General features: G+C 68.2%; 21 protein-coding genes. 6 read left to right on the top strand and 15 right to left on the bottom strand.

Going from position 1 to position 19,728, the window contains the following annotated elements; all coding sequences use genetic code 11:
* Nucleotides 1-35 precede the first annotated feature (35 nt).
* Nucleotides 36-458 carry a GNAT family N-acetyltransferase gene (locus AC07PA_RS25505; RefSeq protein ID WP_007859273.1) on the top strand — a complete coding sequence of 141 codons (423 nt, stop codon included), beginning with the start codon at nt 36-38 and terminating at the stop codon, nt 456-458.
* 15 nt (nt 459-473) lie between these two features.
* On the opposite strand, the gene AC07PA_RS25500 is transcribed toward AC07PA_RS25505, so the two are convergent.
* The 3 genes from AC07PA_RS25500 to AC07PA_RS25490 form a co-directional block, all read right to left on the bottom strand.
* A complete protein-coding gene (locus AC07PA_RS25500) occupies nt 474-977 on the bottom strand; it encodes a MerR family transcriptional regulator (protein ID WP_494610292.1) in 504 nt (167 codons plus the stop codon).
* Entirely contained in the window at nt 974-1,384 is a 411-nt protein-coding gene (locus tag AC07PA_RS25495) for a nuclear transport factor 2 family protein (RefSeq protein ID WP_494610291.1), read from the bottom strand. The genes AC07PA_RS25500 and AC07PA_RS25495 overlap by 4 nt, the downstream gene beginning before the upstream one ends.
* Before the next feature lie 67 nt (nt 1,385-1,451).
* A complete protein-coding gene (locus AC07PA_RS25490; RefSeq protein WP_494610290.1) occupies nt 1,452-2,303 on the bottom strand; it encodes a hypothetical protein in 852 nt (283 codons plus the stop codon).
* A gap of 374 nt (nt 2,304-2,677) precedes the next feature.
* Here AC07PA_RS25490 and AC07PA_RS25485 point away from each other — a divergent pair, with 374 nt between their 5' ends.
* The gene (locus tag AC07PA_RS25485; protein ID WP_494610289.1) at nt 2,678-3,034 is read left to right on the top strand and encodes a hypothetical protein; all 357 of its coding nucleotides are present in this window, start codon (nt 2,678-2,680) and stop codon (nt 3,032-3,034) included.
* An 18-nt stretch (nt 3,035-3,052) separates the two neighbouring features.
* Here the strand turns inward: AC07PA_RS25485 and AC07PA_RS25480 are convergent, their stop codons facing one another.
* From AC07PA_RS25480 to AC07PA_RS25460, 5 genes are all read right to left on the bottom strand, one after another.
* Nucleotides 3,053-3,427, bottom strand: a complete 375-nt coding sequence (locus AC07PA_RS25480) for a hypothetical protein (protein ID WP_146187982.1) — start codon at nt 3,425-3,427, stop codon at nt 3,053-3,055.
* Between the two features lie 175 nt (nt 3,428-3,602).
* Entirely contained in the window at nt 3,603-4,973 is a 1,371-nt protein-coding gene (locus tag AC07PA_RS25475; protein WP_494610288.1) for an MATE family efflux transporter, read from the bottom strand.
* A 127-nt stretch (nt 4,974-5,100) separates the two neighbouring features.
* Complete coding sequence (locus tag AC07PA_RS25470; RefSeq protein WP_007859260.1) at nt 5,101-5,448, bottom strand: tetratricopeptide repeat protein; 348 nt, start codon at nt 5,446-5,448, stop codon at nt 5,101-5,103.
* 317 nt (nt 5,449-5,765) lie between these two features.
* On the bottom strand, nt 5,766-7,814 hold the full coding sequence (gene fusA / locus AC07PA_RS25465) for an elongation factor G (RefSeq protein ID WP_494610287.1): 2,049 nt from the start codon (nt 7,812-7,814) through the stop codon (nt 5,766-5,768).
* A gap of 461 nt (nt 7,815-8,275) precedes the next feature.
* On the bottom strand, nt 8,276-8,812 hold the full coding sequence (locus AC07PA_RS25460; protein ID WP_494610286.1) for a GNAT family N-acetyltransferase: 537 nt from the start codon (nt 8,810-8,812) through the stop codon (nt 8,276-8,278).
* Between the two features lie 117 nt (nt 8,813-8,929).
* Between AC07PA_RS25460 and AC07PA_RS25455 the strand changes: the two genes are divergently transcribed.
* Nucleotides 8,930-9,676 (top strand): TerC family protein, encoded by a 747-nt coding sequence (locus tag AC07PA_RS25455; protein ID WP_494610285.1) that lies wholly within the window; start codon nt 8,930-8,932, stop codon nt 9,674-9,676.
* Between the two features lie 37 nt (nt 9,677-9,713).
* On the opposite strand, the gene AC07PA_RS25450 is transcribed toward AC07PA_RS25455, so the two are convergent.
* The 7 genes from AC07PA_RS25450 to AC07PA_RS25420 form a co-directional block, all read right to left on the bottom strand.
* Nucleotides 9,714-11,927 (bottom strand): response regulator, encoded by a 2,214-nt coding sequence (locus AC07PA_RS25450; protein WP_494610284.1) that lies wholly within the window; start codon nt 11,925-11,927, stop codon nt 9,714-9,716.
* Nucleotides 11,911-12,375, bottom strand: a complete 465-nt coding sequence (locus AC07PA_RS25445; RefSeq protein WP_007859250.1) for a response regulator — start codon at nt 12,373-12,375, stop codon at nt 11,911-11,913. The genes AC07PA_RS25450 and AC07PA_RS25445 overlap by 17 nt, the downstream gene beginning before the upstream one ends.
* On the bottom strand, nt 12,375-14,597 hold the full coding sequence (locus AC07PA_RS25440; protein WP_494610283.1) for an ATP-binding protein: 2,223 nt from the start codon (nt 14,595-14,597) through the stop codon (nt 12,375-12,377). The genes AC07PA_RS25445 and AC07PA_RS25440 overlap by 1 nt, the downstream gene beginning before the upstream one ends.
* A gap of 184 nt (nt 14,598-14,781) precedes the next feature.
* The gene (locus AC07PA_RS25435) at nt 14,782-15,834 is read right to left on the bottom strand and encodes a J domain-containing protein (RefSeq protein WP_494610282.1); all 1,053 of its coding nucleotides are present in this window, start codon (nt 15,832-15,834) and stop codon (nt 14,782-14,784) included.
* 202 nt (nt 15,835-16,036) lie between these two features.
* Entirely contained in the window at nt 16,037-16,522 is a 486-nt protein-coding gene (locus AC07PA_RS25430; protein ID WP_494610281.1) for a hypothetical protein, read from the bottom strand.
* Nucleotides 16,523-16,565: 43 nt separating this feature from the next.
* A complete protein-coding gene (locus AC07PA_RS25425) occupies nt 16,566-17,051 on the bottom strand; it encodes a hypothetical protein (protein WP_494610280.1) in 486 nt (161 codons plus the stop codon).
* Between the two features lie 125 nt (nt 17,052-17,176).
* Complete coding sequence (locus tag AC07PA_RS25420; protein ID WP_007859237.1) at nt 17,177-17,572, bottom strand: DUF4345 domain-containing protein; 396 nt, start codon at nt 17,570-17,572, stop codon at nt 17,177-17,179.
* 241 nt (nt 17,573-17,813) lie between these two features.
* Here AC07PA_RS25420 and AC07PA_RS25415 point away from each other — a divergent pair, with 241 nt between their 5' ends.
* The 3 genes from AC07PA_RS25415 to AC07PA_RS25405 are packed head-to-tail and all read left to right on the top strand — an operon-like array spanning nt 17,814 to nt 19,615.
* The gene (locus AC07PA_RS25415) at nt 17,814-18,215 is read left to right on the top strand and encodes a PaaI family thioesterase (RefSeq protein WP_494610279.1); all 402 of its coding nucleotides are present in this window, start codon (nt 17,814-17,816) and stop codon (nt 18,213-18,215) included.
* 25 nt (nt 18,216-18,240) lie between these two features.
* Complete coding sequence (locus AC07PA_RS25410) at nt 18,241-19,212, top strand: IclR family transcriptional regulator (RefSeq protein WP_494655396.1); 972 nt, start codon at nt 18,241-18,243, stop codon at nt 19,210-19,212.
* A gap of 19 nt (nt 19,213-19,231) precedes the next feature.
* Nucleotides 19,232-19,615, top strand: coding sequence for a hotdog family protein (locus tag AC07PA_RS25405; RefSeq protein ID WP_186457986.1), 384 nt, complete (start codon nt 19,232-19,234; stop codon nt 19,613-19,615).
* The last annotated feature ends 113 nt before the right edge of the window (nt 19,616-19,728 follow it).

Below are 19,728 nucleotides of genomic sequence, written 5' to 3'. Positions count from 1 at the left end.
CGACCTTGACCAACCGCTTTTTGCTTGCAGGCAGCATGGAATACACACTGGCAGTCACCGATGTCGCCAACGAAGACATCCGAAAATCCATCCTCGTACCGCTCGTGGCCTACAACGACAGCCAGGCGGGGCCGAGCCAGGGGCGGCCCCTGGTCATCCAGGTGAATGACGGCGCGGGCGCCGTCATTGGTGGCCTGTGGGGCTACACGGCCTATGGCTGGCTGTTCACGCAGCTGCTCGTGGTACCTGAGCCACTGCGCGGCCAGGGCTTGGGAAGCAGGCTCCTGCAGATGGCCGAGGAAGAGTCCCTGGCCCGCGGCTGCCATGGCGCCTGGCTGGACACCTTCGAGTTCCAGGCCCGGGCGTTCTATGAACGCCTGGGCTACGTGTGCTTTGGCGAGCTTCCCGATTTTCCGACAGGGTTCTCGCGCTTTTTCATGAAGAAGACGCTGGTCTGATTTTTTCGCTGCTGCTCAGGCCTTGCGTGCACGGCGGCGCTGGGGCGCACCCGCAGGCGCTGCCAGAGCTGCCGGGCCCGCCTTCTGGTGCGGCAGCATCGGTGGCGGCTGCCCGGTGCCGATCCACTCGTCGTAGAAGGCGATCTTGCCGTCGATGAGCTCCAGCGCCTGCAGCCACTCGGCGATGGTGGCCTGGGCGCGCACGTGGTGCGCCAGCAGCAGGTCCTTGCGCTGGCGCAGGCTGGTGCGCCCCTGGCGGACCAGGTCCGTGTACTCGCGCATCTCGGCGATCGACATGCCGGTGCGGCGCAGCCGGTCCATGAGTTGCAGCCAGTCCAGGTGCCGAGCATGGTAGACGCGCCGGCCCGCGGCATCGCGCGCGACGTTGGGCATCAATCCCTGGGTTTCGTACCAGCGGATGGCGTGCACGCTGTGGCCGCTCAATGCCGCCAGCTCGCCGATGCGCAACAGGCCGCCATGGCCTGGCTTGCGGCTGCCCTGGCTGTCGCCGCCGCTCATGTGCCCGGCCTCGCGGGGGGCGCCAGCACGGCCTCGGCCAGCGCGGTGTCCATGTACTCGGTGAGCTCCTTGAGCTGGCCATTCTCAAGGCGGCACACGTAGCAGTACTGGTTGTGGTACGGCTGGCCGGCCTTGGTGGTGACGCGGCCCTGGCATTCGATCACCACGTGGTCCCCCTCGGCGATGAAACGCTGGGCGGTGTTGGTGTAGCGGTCGGCGAACTGCGCCATGAGCGGCCCGAGCAGTTCCTCGCGCACCGCCAGCTTGCCGCGGTAGCTGCCGCGCCAGGGGCCTTCGCTTTTGAAGGTCCAGCAGAAATCGTCGGCCATGGCATCGACCAGCGGGCGGCCGTTGCCCTGTGCCAGTTCGGAAAAGATGGCTTGCATGAGTGCCTTGTTTGCTTGCATGGTGCGGCTCCAGAACGATGGAAAAGTGGTTGGAGCCGTGATTGGGCGAGCTAGAGTGCACTCTATGTCAAGTGGAGGGGTTGCGCTGCACCGACTGCCGGCGTGCCCCGCGCCCGCAGTCGGGGCCATGGGGGTGGTCCGCCGAGTCCGGCCGGCGCAGGCGGCACATGCGGGCCTGCAGCGCGGCGAAGTCCTCGCGCGGGCCCAGCGCGTGCTGCACGAAATGGGCGATGGCCTGCCCCTCACGTTGCGCCATGGCTTCGGCCGTCTCGCCGTTTTGCCCGTAGTTCCAGACGGTCCACAGGGCGCCCAGGTCACCATCGATGCGCACCACCGCATGGTGGGACTGGTCCTCGCGCCCGCCGTAAACCATGGCGTTGCACAGCAGCACGGCCTGACCGGGTTCGGTGGGCAGGGCCCGGGGCGGCGGCGTGCCGTTGCGGCACTCGGCCTGGCGGCCTGCACCCGTGGTGCGCAGGCGGCTGAGGTCCAGCAGGCGCAGGCGGTTGTAAGGCAAGGCCTGCCGCGTGGAGGCCCAGGGGTTGTCGCAGACGGCGCGCGCCCACTCGCGGGTCAGCAGCGCACACAGCGGCGGTTGGCCCAGCTCGGAATGGTTCCAGCCATAGGTGTCCACCACCACGGACAGGCTGTCCAGCGGCAGGGGCTGGCCGGGGTTGGCCGAATCGCGCAGGAACTGCTGGCGCGCTTCGGCCGCGCGCCGGCGATCGCCCTGGCGGTCGAGCGAGAAGGACATTCCCTGGCGGGCGTGCTCCTCCAGCGCCACGAAAGGCAGCACCAGGGGGCGCTGCGCGATGGAGACATGGATGTCGCTGGCCAGCAGGCCCACCTCGACCCCTGTGCGCGCCTTGCTCGTCAGGGCCTCGTCATCTACCTGCCCGCAGGCGGTGAGTGCGGACACCAGGATGCACAGCACCCCGGCCAGCGCGCAGCTTGCGGGGCGCCATGCGGGGGGGGTGGCTGCGGGTGGCAGTACGGGAGGTTGCTAGGTTCAAGGGGTGTTGCTCTCATGCGGGGACAGGCCGTGCAGTGCCCGGCTTGCTGGTCCTGAAGAGGCCGCGGTGGGGCCTTGCATGGAGTGTTGCGAACCTGTGTGAGGTGAGGATGAAGTCCCCGCGCCGACGCGCATGTCCGTGCCGGCGGCTTGTCGGCGGCCGCGCCCGGAATGGGCAGCACTGCCCAGCCCGCAGCCTGGCCTGCAGGCCGCCAGGGTGCTCGGCTACCATCGCTGGCAACGCACGATCCTGCTGCACTTTTCCTGGCCCACCAACCGACATGCTCGCCACCCTGTACTACGCGCTGATGCTCTTGCTCGGGTACGCCGCCTACCGCTACGGGCAGAAGCTGCTCGCCCAGGGCCTGCGCGACGAGAACGACGAGATCGCCAAGCCGCCCCTGGGGCCCGTGGGTTTTGTGGTGTGCGCGGCCATCACCTGCTTTCTGGGCTTTGGCCTGCTGCGTGCGCTGTTCCAGGGGCAGATCGAGTGCGTCGGCAAGGGCTGCCGGGGGCAGGTCTATACCCTGGCCGAGCAGGCCGGCCAGTACTGGGGCAACGTGTTCTTTTTGGCGTGGATGGTGCTGTTCCTGGCGTACGCGCTGTACGTGTCGTTCAGGATCTGGTTTCGGGATTGAGGGCCGGCAGGCCTGCGCTCAGCGCGCAACCGCATGGCGCCGGGGGTGGACGAGGGCCGCGAACACGCCGTACTGCACGGCGCCCAGCGCCATCCACGTGCCCCAGCGTGGCGCCCCCATGCCCTGCAGCAGGTAAGCGGCGCACAGCCCGATCGCGCCGCTCTGGATCACGTAGGCCAGCAACTGGCCCAGGTCAGGGCCGTCCTTCTTGCGGCCCCAGAAGTAGGCAAAGATGAAGGGCAGGGGCACCAGGATCAGCACCGCCAGGCCGGCGCTCTGGCAATCCCCGCGGCACCGGTCGCGGGCATGGGCGGCGGACCCCAGGAGGTTCCAGAGGACAAAGGCAAGGGTCAGGGCGTGGCGGCGCACGGTGGTGTTTCCAGAAGTGGGCAAGGAGGCAGGGTTGTGTCGGGATTGGCTTGCGGCCAACGCCATTGTGGGCCGGGACGGCTTCCCGCATTGCCGGGTGAAACACCGAGGAAGCAGGCCTTCTTTGCGCGATGGGCGCGGAACTTTTCGGCGGCCTTCCCGGCACCAGCCGGGTGGCTGGAAGGGGGCGCCCTGGCTGTTACACCAGCCGAGTCATCGGCCGTTTGCGCCACACGGCGTAGAAGTAGGTGCCCTGCAGCACCAGCGCGCACAGGTAGGTCAGCGGGTAGCTGGCCCATATGCCCTGCAGGCCCAGCTGCTGCTGCAACGCATGGGCCAAGGGCACCAGCAAGAATGCCAGGCACGACAGCGAGATGGTGGTGGGCACCCGCACCGTGCCGGCCGAGCGCATGACGCCGGTTAACACGCTGGCCATGCCGAAGGCAAGGCTGCCCCACACCGTAATGCGCAGCACGCTGGCGGCCAGGCCCACCACGGCCGGGTCGCTGGTGAACAAGAGGGTGGCCAGCGGCGAGGCGATGGCCACGATGAGGGCCAGGCCGCCGGTCAGGGCGAGGTTCATCCACAGCCCCACGCGCGTCACGCGGCGCACCTCTTCGGGGTTGTTGGTGCCAATCGCCTGCGCCGCAAAAACCGAGGCCGCGATGGCGATCGACATGGCCGGCAGCTGCACATAGGCCATCACCTGGTTCACCGTGCCCCAGGCCGCTGTGGCCTGCCAGCCGTAGCCGTTGACCAGGCGCAGCAGCATCACATCGGCCAGCGAGCTGGTGATGAAGAACAGGCCGGTGGGCACGCCCAGCCGCACCACGGTGCCGAGCAGGGGTACGTCCCAGCGCAGGTGTGGGCGCAGGTGGCTGAAGGCGAGCAGGTGGTCCTTGCGCTGCAGGTGCCATGCGAGCCAGGCCACGGCCACGCCATTGCCGATCAGGCTGGCCCAGCCCGCGCTGGCCGTGCCCAGTTGGGGCAGCCCCAGCCCGCCCAGGATGAAGGCCGGCGTGAGCAGCATCCACAGGCCCGAGGCCAGCACCAGGACGCGTAAGGGCGTGGCAGTGTCGCCCAGCCCGCGCAGCAGGGCTGCGGCCAACTGGTGGATAAACAGCACCGGCATCGCCAGGAACAACACGCGCGCATAGGCAATGGCCTCGGGCAGCACATCGTCTGCTGTGCCCAGCAGGCGCAGCAGCTCGCCAATGACCGTGGCGCCCAGCACCGCCACCCCGCAGCCCAGGGCCAGGCCGCCGACCAGCACTGCGCCGGCCACGCGCCGCACCTTGTCAGGGTCGCGCGCGCCCCAGGCCTGGCCCACCAGCACCGACGAGCCCGCGCCCAACCCGATCACGAAGGCGATGCAGCACATGAACAGCGGGAAGAAGCTGACCGCCGCCGCCAGGGCCCGCGCGCCCAGCAGCTGGCCCAGGCAGATGGTGACCACCGTGCCGCCCAGGGCCTGCAGCAGGTTGGTGGCGACCAGGGGGCCGAGGAAGTGCAGGAAGCGGCGGGGCAGGGTGGGGGGCGTCGTTGGGATGGCGCTGGTGTCTGCTGGCATGGGAGGGCCATGGTAGGCGGGGCCCCGGGTGTCCGGCAAGCAGTGGCACGGAAAAGCAACAAGGGCTACTGGGCATACCTCGATCCGTGGGTGATGCGGTGCCAGGCATCCACGGTGAATGGAGGGGTCAGGACTTGGCCCCGGTCGAATCCTCCGCAGCCTGCGCCGCCCGTTGCAGGCGCCGCAAGAACACCTGCATTTCCTTGTACGCCTGGTGGTCCCCATTGCGCTGGGCCACTTCCATGCCCTGGGTCCATGCCTGCTGCGCGGCATCGGGCTGGTCGTGCAGGGCGTGGGCTTTGCCCAGCAGCTTCCACGCGGCGGAGTAGTCGGGGGACTGTTCAACGCACCGCTGCAAATGTTCGGCCGCGGTGCCAGGCTCGTTCATCTTCAGGTAGTGGGACCCCAGCGCGAAGCGGAGCAAAGCGTTGTCGACCCCGCGTTGGAGCAGGGCTTCGAGGGGTTGTATGTCCATGGTGCAGGGGCAGGGGAGAGTTGCGTTGGCCCCGTTTTTAAAACATCAACTGCACTTGAGGTCAAGCGCTTGTCAGACTTCGGACCGGTCCAGGAGTACGAGTCGGGACTCTCTACCAACATGAATTGCCATGCCTCTTGCATGCGAGTTTGGAGGGCCTGTGTGGGCTGAGAATGAAGTCTGTGAGGGTCATGCGATCTGCTGGCGCAATGCAGCCATGCATGCTCCCATCGCAAAGTAAAAAAGAGGCGCAGACACCCGTCCACGCCCCTTCTCTTTTGCGTCACCGGGCATGCATCCAGCCCGGCACGTTCGACTCAGCCCACCAGCTCTGCCGCCTGGGCCGCAGGCACCACCCCATAGTGGTCCAGCTGCATCGAGTACTGCGCACGGCCTGAAGACAGCGCACGCAAACTACCGATGTAGCCGAACATCTCCTTGAGCGGTACCTGGGCCTCGACCGTGGCGGCATTGCCGCGTTGGCCTTGGCCGCGCACCAGCCCGCGGCGGCGGTTCAAATCACCGATGGCGTCGCCCAGGTAGTCCGCCGGGGTGATGACCTCGACGGCCATCACGGGCTCCAGCACCTGGGGCGCTGCCTTCGCAAAGCCTTCGCGGAAGGCGGCCATGGCCGCCAGCTCGAAGGCCAGCGTGGACGAGTCGCGCTCATGGAAGCTGCCATCCACCAGCGTGGCGGCAAAGTCCACGGCGGGGAAGCCGGCCACCACGCCTGCCAGGGCGGCGCGGCGGATGCCGGCCTCCACGGCGGGGATGAACTCGCGCGGCACGGCGCCACCGACGATGCGGTTGTCAAAGCGGATGCCTTCGCCCCGGGGCAGGGGTTCGAGCAGCAGCCTCACCTCGGCGAACTGGCCGGGGCCGCCCGATTGCTTCTTGTGCACATGGTGGACCTCCACACTCCGTGAAATGGTTTCGCGGTAGGCCACCTGGGGGCGGCCGACCGACACGTTGACGCCGTGGCGTGCGCGCAGCTTCTCGACTGAGACTTCGAGCTGCAGCTCGCCCATGCCGGACAGAATGGTCTGGCCGGATTCGGCATCGTGCTGCAGCCTGAGGCTCGGGTCCTCGCGCAGCAGCGACTGCAGGGCCTTGGACAGGCCTTGCTGGTCCGCGCTCGCCTTGGGCTCGATGGCCACATGGATCACCGGCTCGGGCACGCTGATCTGCTCCAGCACCACGGGGTGGGCCGGGTCGCTCAGCGTGTGCCCCGTCAGCGTGTCCTTGAGGCCCACGACGGCGGCGATGTCGCCCGCCACCAGCTCGTCGCGCTCGATGTGCTTGTCGGCATGCACTTCGTACAGGCGCGACACGCGCTCGGTCTTGCCCGTGCTGGTGTTGAGCACCAGGTCGCCCCGGCCCAGACGGCCGCTGTAGACGCGCACGAACACCTTAGCGCCATGGTCGTCGGTGACGACCTTGAACGCCAGGGCCGCGAACGGGTCGGCGGCCGAAGCGGGCTGGCCCTCACTGCCTTCGCGCACGATGTCGTCCGGCGAGGGCAGGTAGTCCACCACAGCGTCGAGCAAGGGCTCCACACCGCGGTTCTTGAAGGCCGAGCCGGCCAGCGCGGGCACGAAGGCGCCTGCCAGCACGCCCTTGCGGAGGGCGGCACGCAGCACGTCCACAGCGATCTCGTCACCGTTCACGTAGGCCTGCAGCGCGGCTTCGTCCTGCTCCACGGCAGCCTCGACCAGGCGGGCGCGGCTGCGCAACGCTTGCTCACGCAGCTCGGCGGGCACGTCGGCTTCGCGGTAGGGCGCACTCGCATCGTCCTTGTCCCAGATGCGGGCGCGCAGGCTCAGCAAGTCCACCACGCCGCGGAAGTCGCCTTCCGCACCGATGGGGACCTGCAGCGGCACCACGCGCACGCCCAGGCGTTCTTCCATCATGGCCACCACGCGGTGGAAGTCGGCGCCCACGCGGTCGAGCTTGTTGATGAAAGCGATGCGCGGCACGCGGTACTTGTCGGCCAGGCGCCAGTTGGTCTCGGTCTGCGGCTCCACGCCGGCCACGCCGTCGAACACGACGACCGCACCGTCAAGCACGCGCAGCGAGCGGTTCACCTCGATGTTGAAGTCGATGTGGCCGGGCGTGTCGATCAGGTTGAGCTGCGTGCCCTTCCAGTGCACGGTGACGGCCGCACTGTTGATGGTGATGCCGCGCTTTTGCTCCTGCGGGTCGAAGTCCATGTGCGCCGTGCCGTTGTGCACTTCGCCGATGCGGTGGCTTTCGCCCGTGTAGAACAGGATGCGTTCGGTGGTCGTGGTCTTGCCCGCGTCGACGTGGGCGATGACGCCGAGGTTGCGCAGATGGGCGTTGCTGGTATGGCGTGAATTCTTGGTCATGGCGAATCTTTCAATCATCTTTCTTGCGGCTGCACTCGGCTCTGCGAGCAGCTGCCGCCTGGTTGGCTTTGCGCCAGCCCAGGCGAGATGAAAATTCGCCTGGTCGCTAGCGTCTGGGATGTGTGCTGTCGCCGGAGCCCGGGCGCACGGGGCTCATGCTCCGGCGGTCGGGAATCGTGGCGATCAACTTGTCGTAGGTACGCATGGGTTGAGAAGTGGCTGGTCAGAAAGCAAAAAACCCCGGAGGAGGAGCCTGCCGGGGTTTGGAGGTCCGGAAGGCGCACGGCCCTCCGACACGCGATCGAGGGGCGCAACTAGGTGGCGAACGATGCCTTGATCACGTTGGTGAGGATTTTCATAATGGTGTGGATTATCCGCGCGGCGCAGAACGCTGGCAAGCGGGCCTTGCTATCGCTGCGATAGCCAAAGGCCTGATGCTTGAATTGGCAGATGGTGCCGTTCTACCCTGCCACAAGGGCCCAGCGCTCATGGTCGCGCCAGCGGCCGCCGATCTTGAGGTACTTCGGCGAGTACCCCTCTTGCGTGAACCCGCAGGATCGCACCAGCGCCAGCGAGGCCGCATTGCCGGGTTGGATGTTGGCCTCCAGCCGGTGCAGCTTGAGCGTGCGAAAGGCAAGTCGCACGGCCTGCGTGAGACCCTCGCGCATCAGTCCCTGGCGCTCGAAGCCTGCAAAGGCGTAGTAGCCGAGGTAGGCGCTGCAGAACGGCCCCATGACCATGTTGGTGATGTTGACCACGCCCACCAGTTCCAGCGAATCGGCATCGCCTTGCCGCACGACGAGCAGGCCGCAATGGCCGGGGGACTGCATGCGCTCGGCATAGGCCGTGAACTGCTCGGGCGTGGCCGGTGGTGACACCCAGGGCCGGTGCAGCGCCCGGCTGGCGCGCACGGCGGCGAGGAAAGGTTGCTGGTGCCCGGCATGCAGGGGCAGAAGCTGAACGCGGGTGGCGGTGGTCGGTTGGCGGCGTGTGGTCACGGGCGCGATTCTGGCGCATGGGCACAAAGCCTGCGGCAGGCAGGATGCGTTTTGGTCCGCATTTACTTAAGATGCCTGGCCAGTCAGTCGATCAACCCCGCCAACCCGGTGCTCGCCATGAACTACCTGCAAACCCTCGTTTCGGACCCTGCCGCCTGGGTGGCCTTGCTCACCTTGATTGCCATGGAGGTGGTGCTGGGTATCGACAACCTGATCTTCATCTCCATCCTCACCAACAAGCTGCCCGAGAAGGACCGCGCCCGGGCGCGCAGCATCGGCATCGGTGCGGCGCTGGTGATGCGGCTGGCCTTGCTGGGCACGATCGCCTTCATCGTCGGGCTGACGGCCACGGTGTTCACGGTGTTCGGCAAGGGCTTTTCGTGGCGCGACATCATCCTCATCGCGGGCGGGCTGTTCCTGGTGTGGAAGGCGACCAAGGAAATCCACCACAGCGTGGACCCGGATCCGGGGCCGGATGTCTTCACCCCGCAGGGGGCCGGGCTGAGCGTTGGCGCCGCCATCGGGCAGATCCTGTTGCTGGACCTGGTGTTTTCCATCGACAGCATCATCACGGCGGTGGGCATGACGGAGCACATTCCCATCATGGTGGTGGCGGTGCTCGTCACCGTGGGGGTGATGCTGTTCGCGGCCACGCCGCTGGCCAACTTCATCCAGGCCAACCCGACCATCGTGATGCTGGCGCTGGGCTTTCTGCTGCTGATCGGCACCACGCTGATCGCCGAGGGCTTTGGCGCTGCCATCCCCAAGGGCTACATCTACGCGGCGATGGCGTTCTCGGCGCTGGTGGAGCTGCTCAACATGTTCTCGCGCCGGGCCCGGCAGCGCAAGGCGTCGCAGCAGTGATGGGAAAGGGCTTCCTTCGGGTGGCGCGGCTGCGGGGTCACGCGCCCTCGATGACTTCCTTGACGCGCCGGGCGAGCGCATCCATCTCGAAGGGCTTGGTCATGACGTGCATGCCGGCCTCCAGGCGCCCCTCGTCGAAGGCGGTCTGCGCGTAGCCGGTGACGAACAGCACCTTGAGGGCCGGGCGCTCGCCGCGTGCGGCATCGGCCACCTGGCGGCCGTTCATGCCGCCGGGCAGGCCCACGTCGGTGATGAGCAGGTCGATGGCGCGGTCCGAGCGCAGCCAGCGCATGGCCTCGGCGCCGTTGCCGGCCTCCAGGGTGGCGTAGCCCAGGTCCTGCATCACTTCCACCATCAGCATGCGCAGAGATGCCTCGTCGTCCACGACCAGCACGGTCTCGCCCTGGTCAGCACGCGGCGCGGCGGCCGGGCCTGGCTCGGCCAGGCTCTGCTCGGGTGTGCGCTCGCTGCGCGGCAGCTCGATGCACACCGAGGTGCCCGCGCCGACCTGGGACTGGATGCTGACCCGGCCGCCCGACTGCTTGGCAAAGCCATACACCATGGACAGCCCCAGCCCCGTGCCCATGCCCAGGGGCTTGGTGGTGAAGAAGGGATCGAAGGCCATGGCCGCGACCTCGGGCGGCATGCCCACGCCGTTGTCGCGCACGCACATGCAGACATAGGCACCGGGCCTGAGGTCGGCGGCCTGGGCCGCGCGTGCGTCGAGGGTGCGGTTGGAGGTCTCGATGGTGATGCGCCCGCCCCGGGGCAGGGCGTCGCGGGCGTTGATGCACAGGTTGAGCAGGGCGCTTTCGATCTGGCTGGCGTCCACGTGCACGTTCCACAGGCCGGGCGCAGCGATGATCTCGATGGCGATCTCAGGGCCCACGGTGCGGCGCAGCAGCTCTTCCATGCCGTGCACGAGCTCGTTGAGCGCCAGGGTCTTGGGCTCCAGCGTCTGCCGGCGCGAGAAGGCCAACAGCCGGTGGGTGAGCGCGGCGGCACGCTTGGCCGCGCCCTGGGCCACGCCGATGTAGCGCTCCATGTCCGTCGTGATGTGGGCGCCGCCGCGGCGGCGCAGCAGTTCGAGCGAGCCGGTGATCGACGCCAGCAGGTTGTTGAAGTCGTGCGCCAGGCCGCCCGTGAGCTGGCCCACGGCTTCGAGCTTCTGGCTCTGGCGCAGCTGCTCCTTGGCGGCCTCGAGCTCGGCCGCGCGTTCCTCGACCTGCCGCTCCAGCGACGCGGCAAGGGCCTGCAATGCCTGCTGGGCCTCCCGGCGGCCCAGGATGGAGCGCAGGCGGTCGCCGACGTCGCGCACGAAGTCCACCTCGTCCGCGGTCCAGGCGCGGGGCTGGCTGTGGTTGAGGTACAGCAGGCCGACGAGGTTGCCCTGCTCGCTCAGCGGCATGTTGAGCACGGCGCGGGCCGATATGGCCTCCAGCGCATGCGCCGTGGCCTGGGTGCGCGGGTCTTCGCGGGCATCGGCAAAGGCCACGGTGATGCCGCGCGACAGGTCGTCGATGTAGGAGCCGTAGTCGCGAAACTGCAGCACGCCTGCCAGGCTCTGCACGCCGGGGGCGTTCCAGTCGCGCTCGATGGTGATGGTCTCGGCGGCCTTGTCCACCACGCCGTAGCCCGCGCGGTCGACGTTGAACTGGCTGGCCAGGGTTTCTGCCGCGGTGTAGCTGATCTCGACCACGTCGTCCATGTCGCGGATGCGGTCCGAGAGCTCCACCAGCGCCAGCCGGCGGGCCTGCGCCTGCACGATGGCCGCGTCGGCCTGGCGCAGGCGGTGCTCGGCCGCGCCCAGGGTGCGGCGGCTGGCGGCTTCGGACAGGGCGCGGTCCAGCACCACGGGCAGGCGGGCGAGCCGGTTCTTGCTGACGTAGTCGGTCGCGCCGCGCTTGAGCAGCTCGACGGCGTTGTCCTCGCCGATGACGCCGGAGACGAAAATGAAGGGCACTTCGGGCGCGTGCTTGCGCGCCGTTTCCAGCGCCGCGCCGCCGGAAAACGCCGGCAGCTCGAAGTCGGACAGGATCACGTCGAAGCGCTGCTCCGTGAGCGCCTTCAGGTAGCTGGGCTCGTCGCGCACGAGGGTGGTGTGGGCGCCTGGGCGTGCGTCCTGCAGTGCCTCGACCAGCAGCTCGGCGTCGAAGCGCGAGTCTTCGAGTATCAGCACCCGCAGCGGCACGGGTGCCGGTGCCGCTGCCGTGGGGGCCATTGCCAGTGCGTGCTCAAGGTTGCTCGTCATGGCGGTGGGCCTTGTAGGAGCCTGGTGGCGGCTCGTTGAGCACGGCCCAGAACACGCCCAGGTCGCCGATGGCGGACACGAAGCGGTCGAAGGCGACCGGCTTGACGACATAGGCGTTCACGCCCAGTTCGTAGCTCTTGACCACGTCGTTCTCTTCCTGGGAAGAGGTGAGCATCACCACGGGCAGGCTGCGCAGCAGCGGGTCGGCGCGCACGGCCTGCAGCACCTCCAGGCCGTTGACCTTGGGCAGCTTGAGGTCCAGCAGGATCACGGCCGGGTTGCCTGCATCCCGGCCCGCAAACTCCCCGTCGCGCCGCAGGTAGTCGAGCGCCTGTGCGCCGTCGCGCACCACCACGACCTCGTTGGCCAGTTGGCTGCGCTCCAGCGCGATCAGGGTCAGTTCCAGGTCGCGCTTGTCGTCTTCGACGAGCAAAATCGGCTTGAGCATCAGGGGCTCCGGGGAGGGGTGGTTGCAGGGAGGGGGTCCGCGGTGGCGCTGGGCTCTACACGCGGCAGGGTGAAGCCGAAGCGCGCACCCTGGTCCGGCGTGCCTGACGCCCAGACGCTGCCGCCATGGCGCTCGACGATGCGCTTGACGATGGCCAGGCCGATGCCCGTGCCCTCGAAATCTTCGGCCTGGTGCAGGCGCTGGAACACGCCGAACAGCTTGCCCACGTATTCCATCTTGAAGCCCACGCCGTTGTCCTCGACTTCGATGCCGTCGCCTTCGGGCCGGCGGATGGCGCGCACGGCGATGCGGGTGGGGTCGCGGCCGCGCGCGTACTTGAGGGCGTTGGTCAGGAAGTTGCGCGTGGCCACCTGCAGCAGCAGGGGGTCGGCAAAGACCTCGGGGTAGCTGTCGTCCAGCGCCCATTCCACGCGCCGCTGGGGCTCCTGGCGCGAGAGCTCGCGCACGAGGTCTTGCACCAGCACCCGCATGTCGACCGGGCGCCGCTTGAGGGCCGCCCGGCCCATGCGCGAGAAGTCGAGCAGCGCATCGACCAGTTGGCCGGCGTAGGCGGCGGCATCCTTCACGTTGCCCAGGTAGCGCAGGGCGCGCTCGGACAGTGCCTTCTTTTCGAGGTCGACCACCAGGTCCACATAGCCGGCGATGTGGCGCATGGGGGCGCGCAGGTCGTGCGAGACAGTGTACGAGAACGCTTCGAGCTCCTTGTTCACGCGCGCGAGTTCGTGGGCCACTTCGGCAAACTCTTCTGCGCGGCGCAGCACGATGCCGGTGAGGGCCTGGCGCAGCTCGCCGGCCACGGCGATCTCGGCCGGTGACCAGGCCAGCGAGGTGCCACGGATGCGCTCCTGCCAGCTCTCGAAGCTCAGGCGCGGATGGATGCGGCCATCGGCGGCCAGCAGGTTCTTGCGTGGGTTGCCGGCCCAGGTCACGGTCTTCACGATCTCGGGCCGGAACCAGAGGATGAGGTGGCGGTGCACCTGCGAGATCGACACGGCCAGCAAGCCGGCCGCCGTGCCCTGCAAGCCCTGCGCCAGCGCGCAGTGCGCGGCCAGCTGGTGGGTATGGAACACCTCGACCCCCTGGCCGGCCACCCAGGCGGCCAGTGCCTGGATATCGGGCACGGGCGGGACCTCGCCCACGCTCCAGACCTCGTCATCGCGCACCACGGCCGCGCCGCTGGCACGGGCAAAGCGCAGCAAACCGGGCACCTTGGGCAGCAGGGAGAGGGTTTCGTCGCTGTCGGCCAGGTGTGCCACCATGTCGAGCGTGAGCTGGCGCAGCGCGAGCCGGTCGGCGACCTGGCTGTTGGCCTCCTTGGACTGGATCTGCAGCGCGAGCAGCTGGCCCAGGTGCTCGCAGGCCAGCCGGGTTGCCACGCCGATGAAGCGTGGCGCGTGGTTGTGGCAGGAGACCAGGCCCCACAGCTTGCCCTCGATGACGATGGACACCGACATGGACGCCAGCGTGCCCATGTTGCGCATGTACTCCAGGTGCACCGGCGAGACGCTGCGCAGCTGGGCCTGCGACAGGTCGATGCCCGTGGGCGCCAGCGCACGGTCTTCGCTGCGCAGGGGCACCGGGGTGTAGTGGGCGTCGGCGATCAGGCGAAAGTGGTTGAGCAGGTACAGCGCGCGCGCCTGCTGCGGAATGTCGTCCGCCGGGAAGTGGTGGCCGGCGTAACTGTCGTAGCCCGGGTCCAGGTCTTCCGCCAGCACCTGCCCGTGGCCGGCTTCGTCGAAGCGGTAGACCAGGCAGCGGCCAAAGCCCGACAGGCGCTTCATCTCAGTGGCGGCCAGTTGGGCCAATTGCTCGATCGCGCTGGCGTCCTGCAGGCGCGGCAGGAAGACGCGGGTGAGGGAGTAGATCGGTGCCTCGTTGCCATCGGCGGGCGAGGCGGGCTCGAACTCGACCAGCAGGTGCTGGTCGGTGCGGTGGGCCGACACGTCCCAGGGCTCGCCGCCGAGATCCCATGCGCCCAGCGATGCCGGGGCTGCGCCGGGCGCCAGCGTGGCCAGCGTACCTGTTTTCAGCCGGCTGAGCGCTGCCTGGAGCTTTGGGGGTTGCCAATTGTCGCTGTAGGCGCGCAACTGCAGGTCCGACGGGTCGAGCACCAGCAGGCGCCCATGCGGCTGGATGGCCCCGGGCACGCGGATGGGCTCCGCGTGGCAGGACGACAGGTCAGGATCAAGGGCTTGGGACAAGCCGGGGATGGATGTCATGAACGAAGATGGAGCGACCCCCCGACCGACCGGAGTATCAAAAGGCCATCATGCCTTCAAACCGGCGCGGTTTGTGTCGGAGCGTTCCTACGCCGCCTGCAGGCGCGCAGGCTAGGAGACGGGCAGGGGCTGGAACGCAGCGGTATGCGGTCGGGCCCGCACGCGCTCAGAAGAACTCTTTTTCTGCCAGCCGCAGCGCGGGCAATTTGCCCTGCGGCTCCTTGTACAGCGCCACCGTGAGGGGGGGCGCCTCGCCGGTGGCGGCGGGCTGGGGCGCCTGGCCTCCATCGGGCAGGGCCTGCGGTGCCGCGGCGGCGGTCACGGTCACGGCGGGGGTGCGGGCCAGGGCGCCGCTGGCCAGGTTGCGGTAGCGCAGGTCGTACCGGCCCGGGGCCAGGCGGTCCACCGTGAAGCGCTGGTAGGCGGGCACGTAGATGTGGCGCACCACCTGGGGCTGGCCGTCGCCTTGCGATACCAGCTTGACGAAGGCGTCCGAGTCGTTGCTGCCGTTGTCCACGGTGAGGCTGCCATCGCCCTCGCTGTTGAGCAGCGGGTAGCCGTCCACATAGCCGGCGCTGGCCGGCCAGGGCTGGCCATTGGGTGCGGTGGCGGGGCGGGTGTAGCGGGGCGGGGCAAAGAACACGGGCACGGAAAAGCCGCGCAGCGGGCCGGAAGATGCCGCCGCGCTGCCCGCATCATCGTCCAGAAAGGGTTTGGGCGCTGCGGTGACCAGTGCCAGGCAGGCCACCACGGCACCCAGGGCGTACAGGCTCCAGTTGCGCTGCAGGTGCGAACTGGCGGGGGCTGCGGGGTGCACCGGCGGCAGGATGGAGCGGCGATGGCGCCGCACCGCGCGCTCTGGCGCATGCGGCAAGGGCAGCGGCCGTGATTGGTGGTAGTGCTGCGGTGCCTCGCTGTGCATCCACAGCGGGGGGATGGTCAATGGCGGGGGGCGGCGCAGCGCGGCCGCCGTGTCCTCGTCATCGTTCTGGGCCACCCACAGGTCGTGCAGCGCGCGCTGGTGCGGGTTGGACAGCACGGCGTACGAGGTGTCGACGATGGCCATCTTGCGCGCCGCCTGGGGATCGCCCGGGTGCTTGTCCGGGCCGAACCTGCGCACCATGGCCTGGTAGGCAGCGTCGATCGCTGCCGGCGACGCATCGCGCGCCACCTTCAGGTTGTCGTAATGGGTGTGCAGCGTAGTCACGCGGGTGGCCATGGGGTGAAGAGTTCGCCGACCGTACCGGGGTGGTGATATGAAACCACATGTTACATCGTCTGCTGGCTGTAATTTGTAGGACAGGCCTTACAAATGCGGGTGGTGGTGATTTGCATCACGCGCAAGCAGTGGGTGGCGTATGCGCGTGCGTGCATAGGTGCGGGGCCGCTTTGCCCCTGAGACTGTGGGCCGGCGCGGTGGGTCAGAGCGCCTCGAGCTTTTCCTTGCCGACCAGGACCAGCAGCCGCACCAGGTACCAACGGCCACCCTGCGCCTTTTCGAAGTGGTATTCGTACTGGCTGGAGATGTCTGCACCCGACGCTGACTGGGCCAGGCGGGTGCGCACCACGCTGCTGCGGCCCTTGGTGTCCACGCCCAGGATCTTCTCGTCGGCGGTGCGGTGCATGGCGTCGCTGCCGAAGGAGATGCCCTGGTGCCGGTAGCCCGGTGGGCAGTATGTGCCGATGAGCGGGGCGTAGGCCCGCTCGGCTGCTTCCATGGCGTCCTGCGCGGCCTTGGACCGCAGGGGGGCTTTGTCGGACTGGCGCTGTGCCGTGTCGTTCCAGGCTTCGTAGTCGGCAATGAAGCTGTGCACGAGGGCGCGAAGGGCCTCATCGTCGGGGGTAGTAGCGGCCACGGCATGGCCCAGGCCCAGGGAGGCCAGAAGAATCAGCAAGGGTCGGCGCATGGGGGGAGGGTTCGGTGGATGGAGTGGAGGCATGAGGCAAGGCCTACGGTGCATCCTCATCGAAGATGCGGGTGTAGTCCGCAAACTTCTTGCTGCCCGCCAGGTCGTCGGCGATCACCTTGCGGGCGGTTTCGAAATCGACCACGAAGCAGCATACCTCCATGGTGCCGCTGCCGATGCTGCCGCCATCGCAATGGCCCAATCCCGTCCATCCCAAAGTCTCGTTCAGGCGGTCTTCGAGGTCGTGGCGCTTCTTGATGTCGGCCTTGGTGCCCATGCCCTCGATGGCGTACTCGACCAGCAGCGTCACATGGTCGTCCAGGTCGATCTCGGCAAAGCCCTGGGCCTGCATGGCCTGGGCCTCGGCCTCGATAACATCCTTGGCCTTGTCGGTGCCCTTGGTCTTGACGGTCTTGAACTCGCCGCGCGTACCCAGCTCGCCCCAGTGAACGAGGTGCTCGCCCTTGCCTTCCTTCCAGGTTTCCCAGTATTCCTTTCGGGCATCGGAGAAGCGGTAGAGCTTGAGCATGGGGTGGGGTCCTGGGCGGTTGCGATGGGGCCGTATTGTGGCGCCGTCCGGGTGGCCTGGGCTTGCAGGATTGACAGTTGCGCAAGCGGCTCCTGCGTGCATGCACGCGGAGCAGGTGCTCAGGCCTACGGCCTCGGATTGCGGTGCGCCAGTGCCAGGACCACCGGCACCACCAGCTCGGGCACCAGGTAGCCGATCCAGGTCATGGCCGGCTCGGGCAGGCCCACCTGGCTCATCGAGACCAGGCGGCCCACGGCGGCCATGGCCACGCCCAGCGCGATCAGGTAGACCAGCGTGCCCTGCTGGCGCACGGTGACGGCGGCCCAGGCCGCGATGAAGCCCATCGACAGGTACACGCCCGCCATGAAGCGGTGCACGTTGTCCAGCCGGGGCGTGGTGTCCGGCTGGCCCAGGAACATCTGCAGGCTGCCGCCAAAGACGGCGATGGCAGCGACCAGGAAGAGGCAGACCTGCACTGCGCGCTGGCGCACGGTGATCGGTGGCTGTGGGTTGGACGGCATGGTGGCTCTCCTGCGGTTGGGTGCCGGCCGCCATGGGCCTGGGCGCTGCATGCTAACGCCGGGGATGCGTCTGTGGCAACGGTTGTTTGGCGCAGCACGGCAGGGCGCGGGGCGCCTTGGCCCGGCGTGCATTCAGCGTTTGCAAGCTATTTTCAAAATTGTATAAGTACAATTTCATTGAAAATGTACAATTTTGATCCTGGCGCCGATCCACGGCGCAGGAGGTTCCGTCTTGGATGCAATGACGACAGGCGCTGGCTGGCAGGTGCGTGCCCTTGGGGGATTCATCGCCCATGCCGGGCCGCTGTGGGCGCGGCGCGAAGGGGAGGGCTGGGCCTATGGCTTCGCCATCGGGCCGCAGCACCTGAACCCGGCGGGCGTGGTGCATGGCGGTGCCCTGCTCACGCTGGTGGACCACGCGATGAGCACGGTGGCCTGGGAGGCCGCCGGCCGGGTGCCCTGCGTGACCTTGCAGCTCGATTCGCATTTCGCGGCGCCGGTGGAGGCGGGGCAGTTCGTGGAGGCCCGGGCCCAGGTGGTGCGGCGCACGGGCTCGCTGGTGTTCATGCGTGGCGAGCTGCAGGTGGGCGGCAGCCTGGTGCTGGCTGCCCAGGCCCTGATGAAGCCCTTGGCGAAGTCCTGATGGATAGACAGACGAGGAGACGCCCGTGGACAGAAGCAGCAACCACCTTATCCCCGCACAGCACAGCCTGATGGCCATGTATGGCATGGCGGGGCAGGCACCGCCCGAAGTGGCTGGCGCAAATGGGGTTACCCTTGCCGGGTTGCAGCAGCCCCCGCAGAAAAAGCGCTACTCCCGCATGGCCACCCGATCCAAGCCCGCCCCCACCAGCACCACCATGCCCGCAGCGGCCAAGCCCGCGCGCGGCGTGCGCGTGCGCCCCGTTCCGGCGGTGACGCGCTCCATCGCGATCCTGCGGCTGCTGGGCGAGCAAAAGCAGCCGCTGACCCTGAAGAGCGTGGCCCAGGCGCTGGACCTGGTGCCCAGCACCTGCCTGCACATCCTGCGCGTGCTGGTCTCGGAGGACCTGGTCACGGTGGACCCCGATACCAAGCGCTATGCGCTGGGCACGGGCATGATCAGCCTGGCGCGCAGCGTGCTGGAGGGCGGCGGCTTCACGCAGCTGGTGCAGCCCGTGCTGGACCGCATGGCCGCGCAGTTCGGCGTGACCGCCATGGGGGTGGAGATCACCACCCGGCAGACGGTGCTGGTGCTGGCCATCTCGCAGTCGAACCAGCCGTTTCGGGTGCATACCGACGTGGGCAGCCAGTTCGACACGCTGGTCAGCGCCACCGGGCGGCTGATCGCGGCCTACGGCGGCGAGGGCTGGCCGGTGCTCAAGGAGAAATTCTCCCAGGTGGTGTGGGACAAGGCGCCCAGCTACACCGCCTGGAAAAAGGAGGTGGAGCTGACCCGCGCGCGCGGCTGGGCGCTGGACCGGGACCACTTCATGGCAGGCATCACCGTGGTGGCCGTGCCGGTGTTCTCCTCGGGCGGCCGGCTGGTCAACACGCTGGTGGCCGTGGGGCTCACGAGCCAGCTGGGCGCACCGCTGGTGCAGCAGATGGCGCAGGGCATGCAGCGCGAGGCGGCCGAGCTGTCAGCGCTGCTGGGCTAGGCGAAACAGGGAGATGGCGATGCTGGATGATGCAGGCTGGCATACGCTGCTCAAGACCATGACCATGCCCGCAGACATCGATGCCAGCGGCCAGGTGCCCACGGGCTGGCTGCTGGCGAAGATGGACCTGGCGGGTGCCGTGCTGCCGGGGCGGCACTTCGGCGGCCCGGTGCAGCTGGCGGGGCTGGCGGACGTGGTGGTGAGCGGGCGGCCCCGGTTGGGGCAGTGCATCACCTTGCGCGGGCGGTGGGTTGCGGGGGATGCGGAGCGGGTGCTGCTGGACGTCGAGGCGTTCAGTGAGGAGCGAGGGCTGGCCGGGGAGGCGAAGCTGCTCAGCGCGCAGTTGCGCTATGTGCGGGCTGTGGTGGAGGTTCCGGTGAATATTTTTCCTGGTAGTTTTTGAGTCGTTTGTCTCGTTGTGGCTTCTGTTTTTTGTTGAGGGCGGAGGCCGGGATGTGCGCCCGGCGGCGCACCTACTTTCTTTTGCGTCGCCAAAAGAAAGTAGGCAAAGAAAAG

Source organism: Acidovorax sp. GW821-FHT09B03 (genome assembly GCF_059418305.1).
This window is presented reverse-complemented; position numbering and strand designations above follow the sequence as displayed.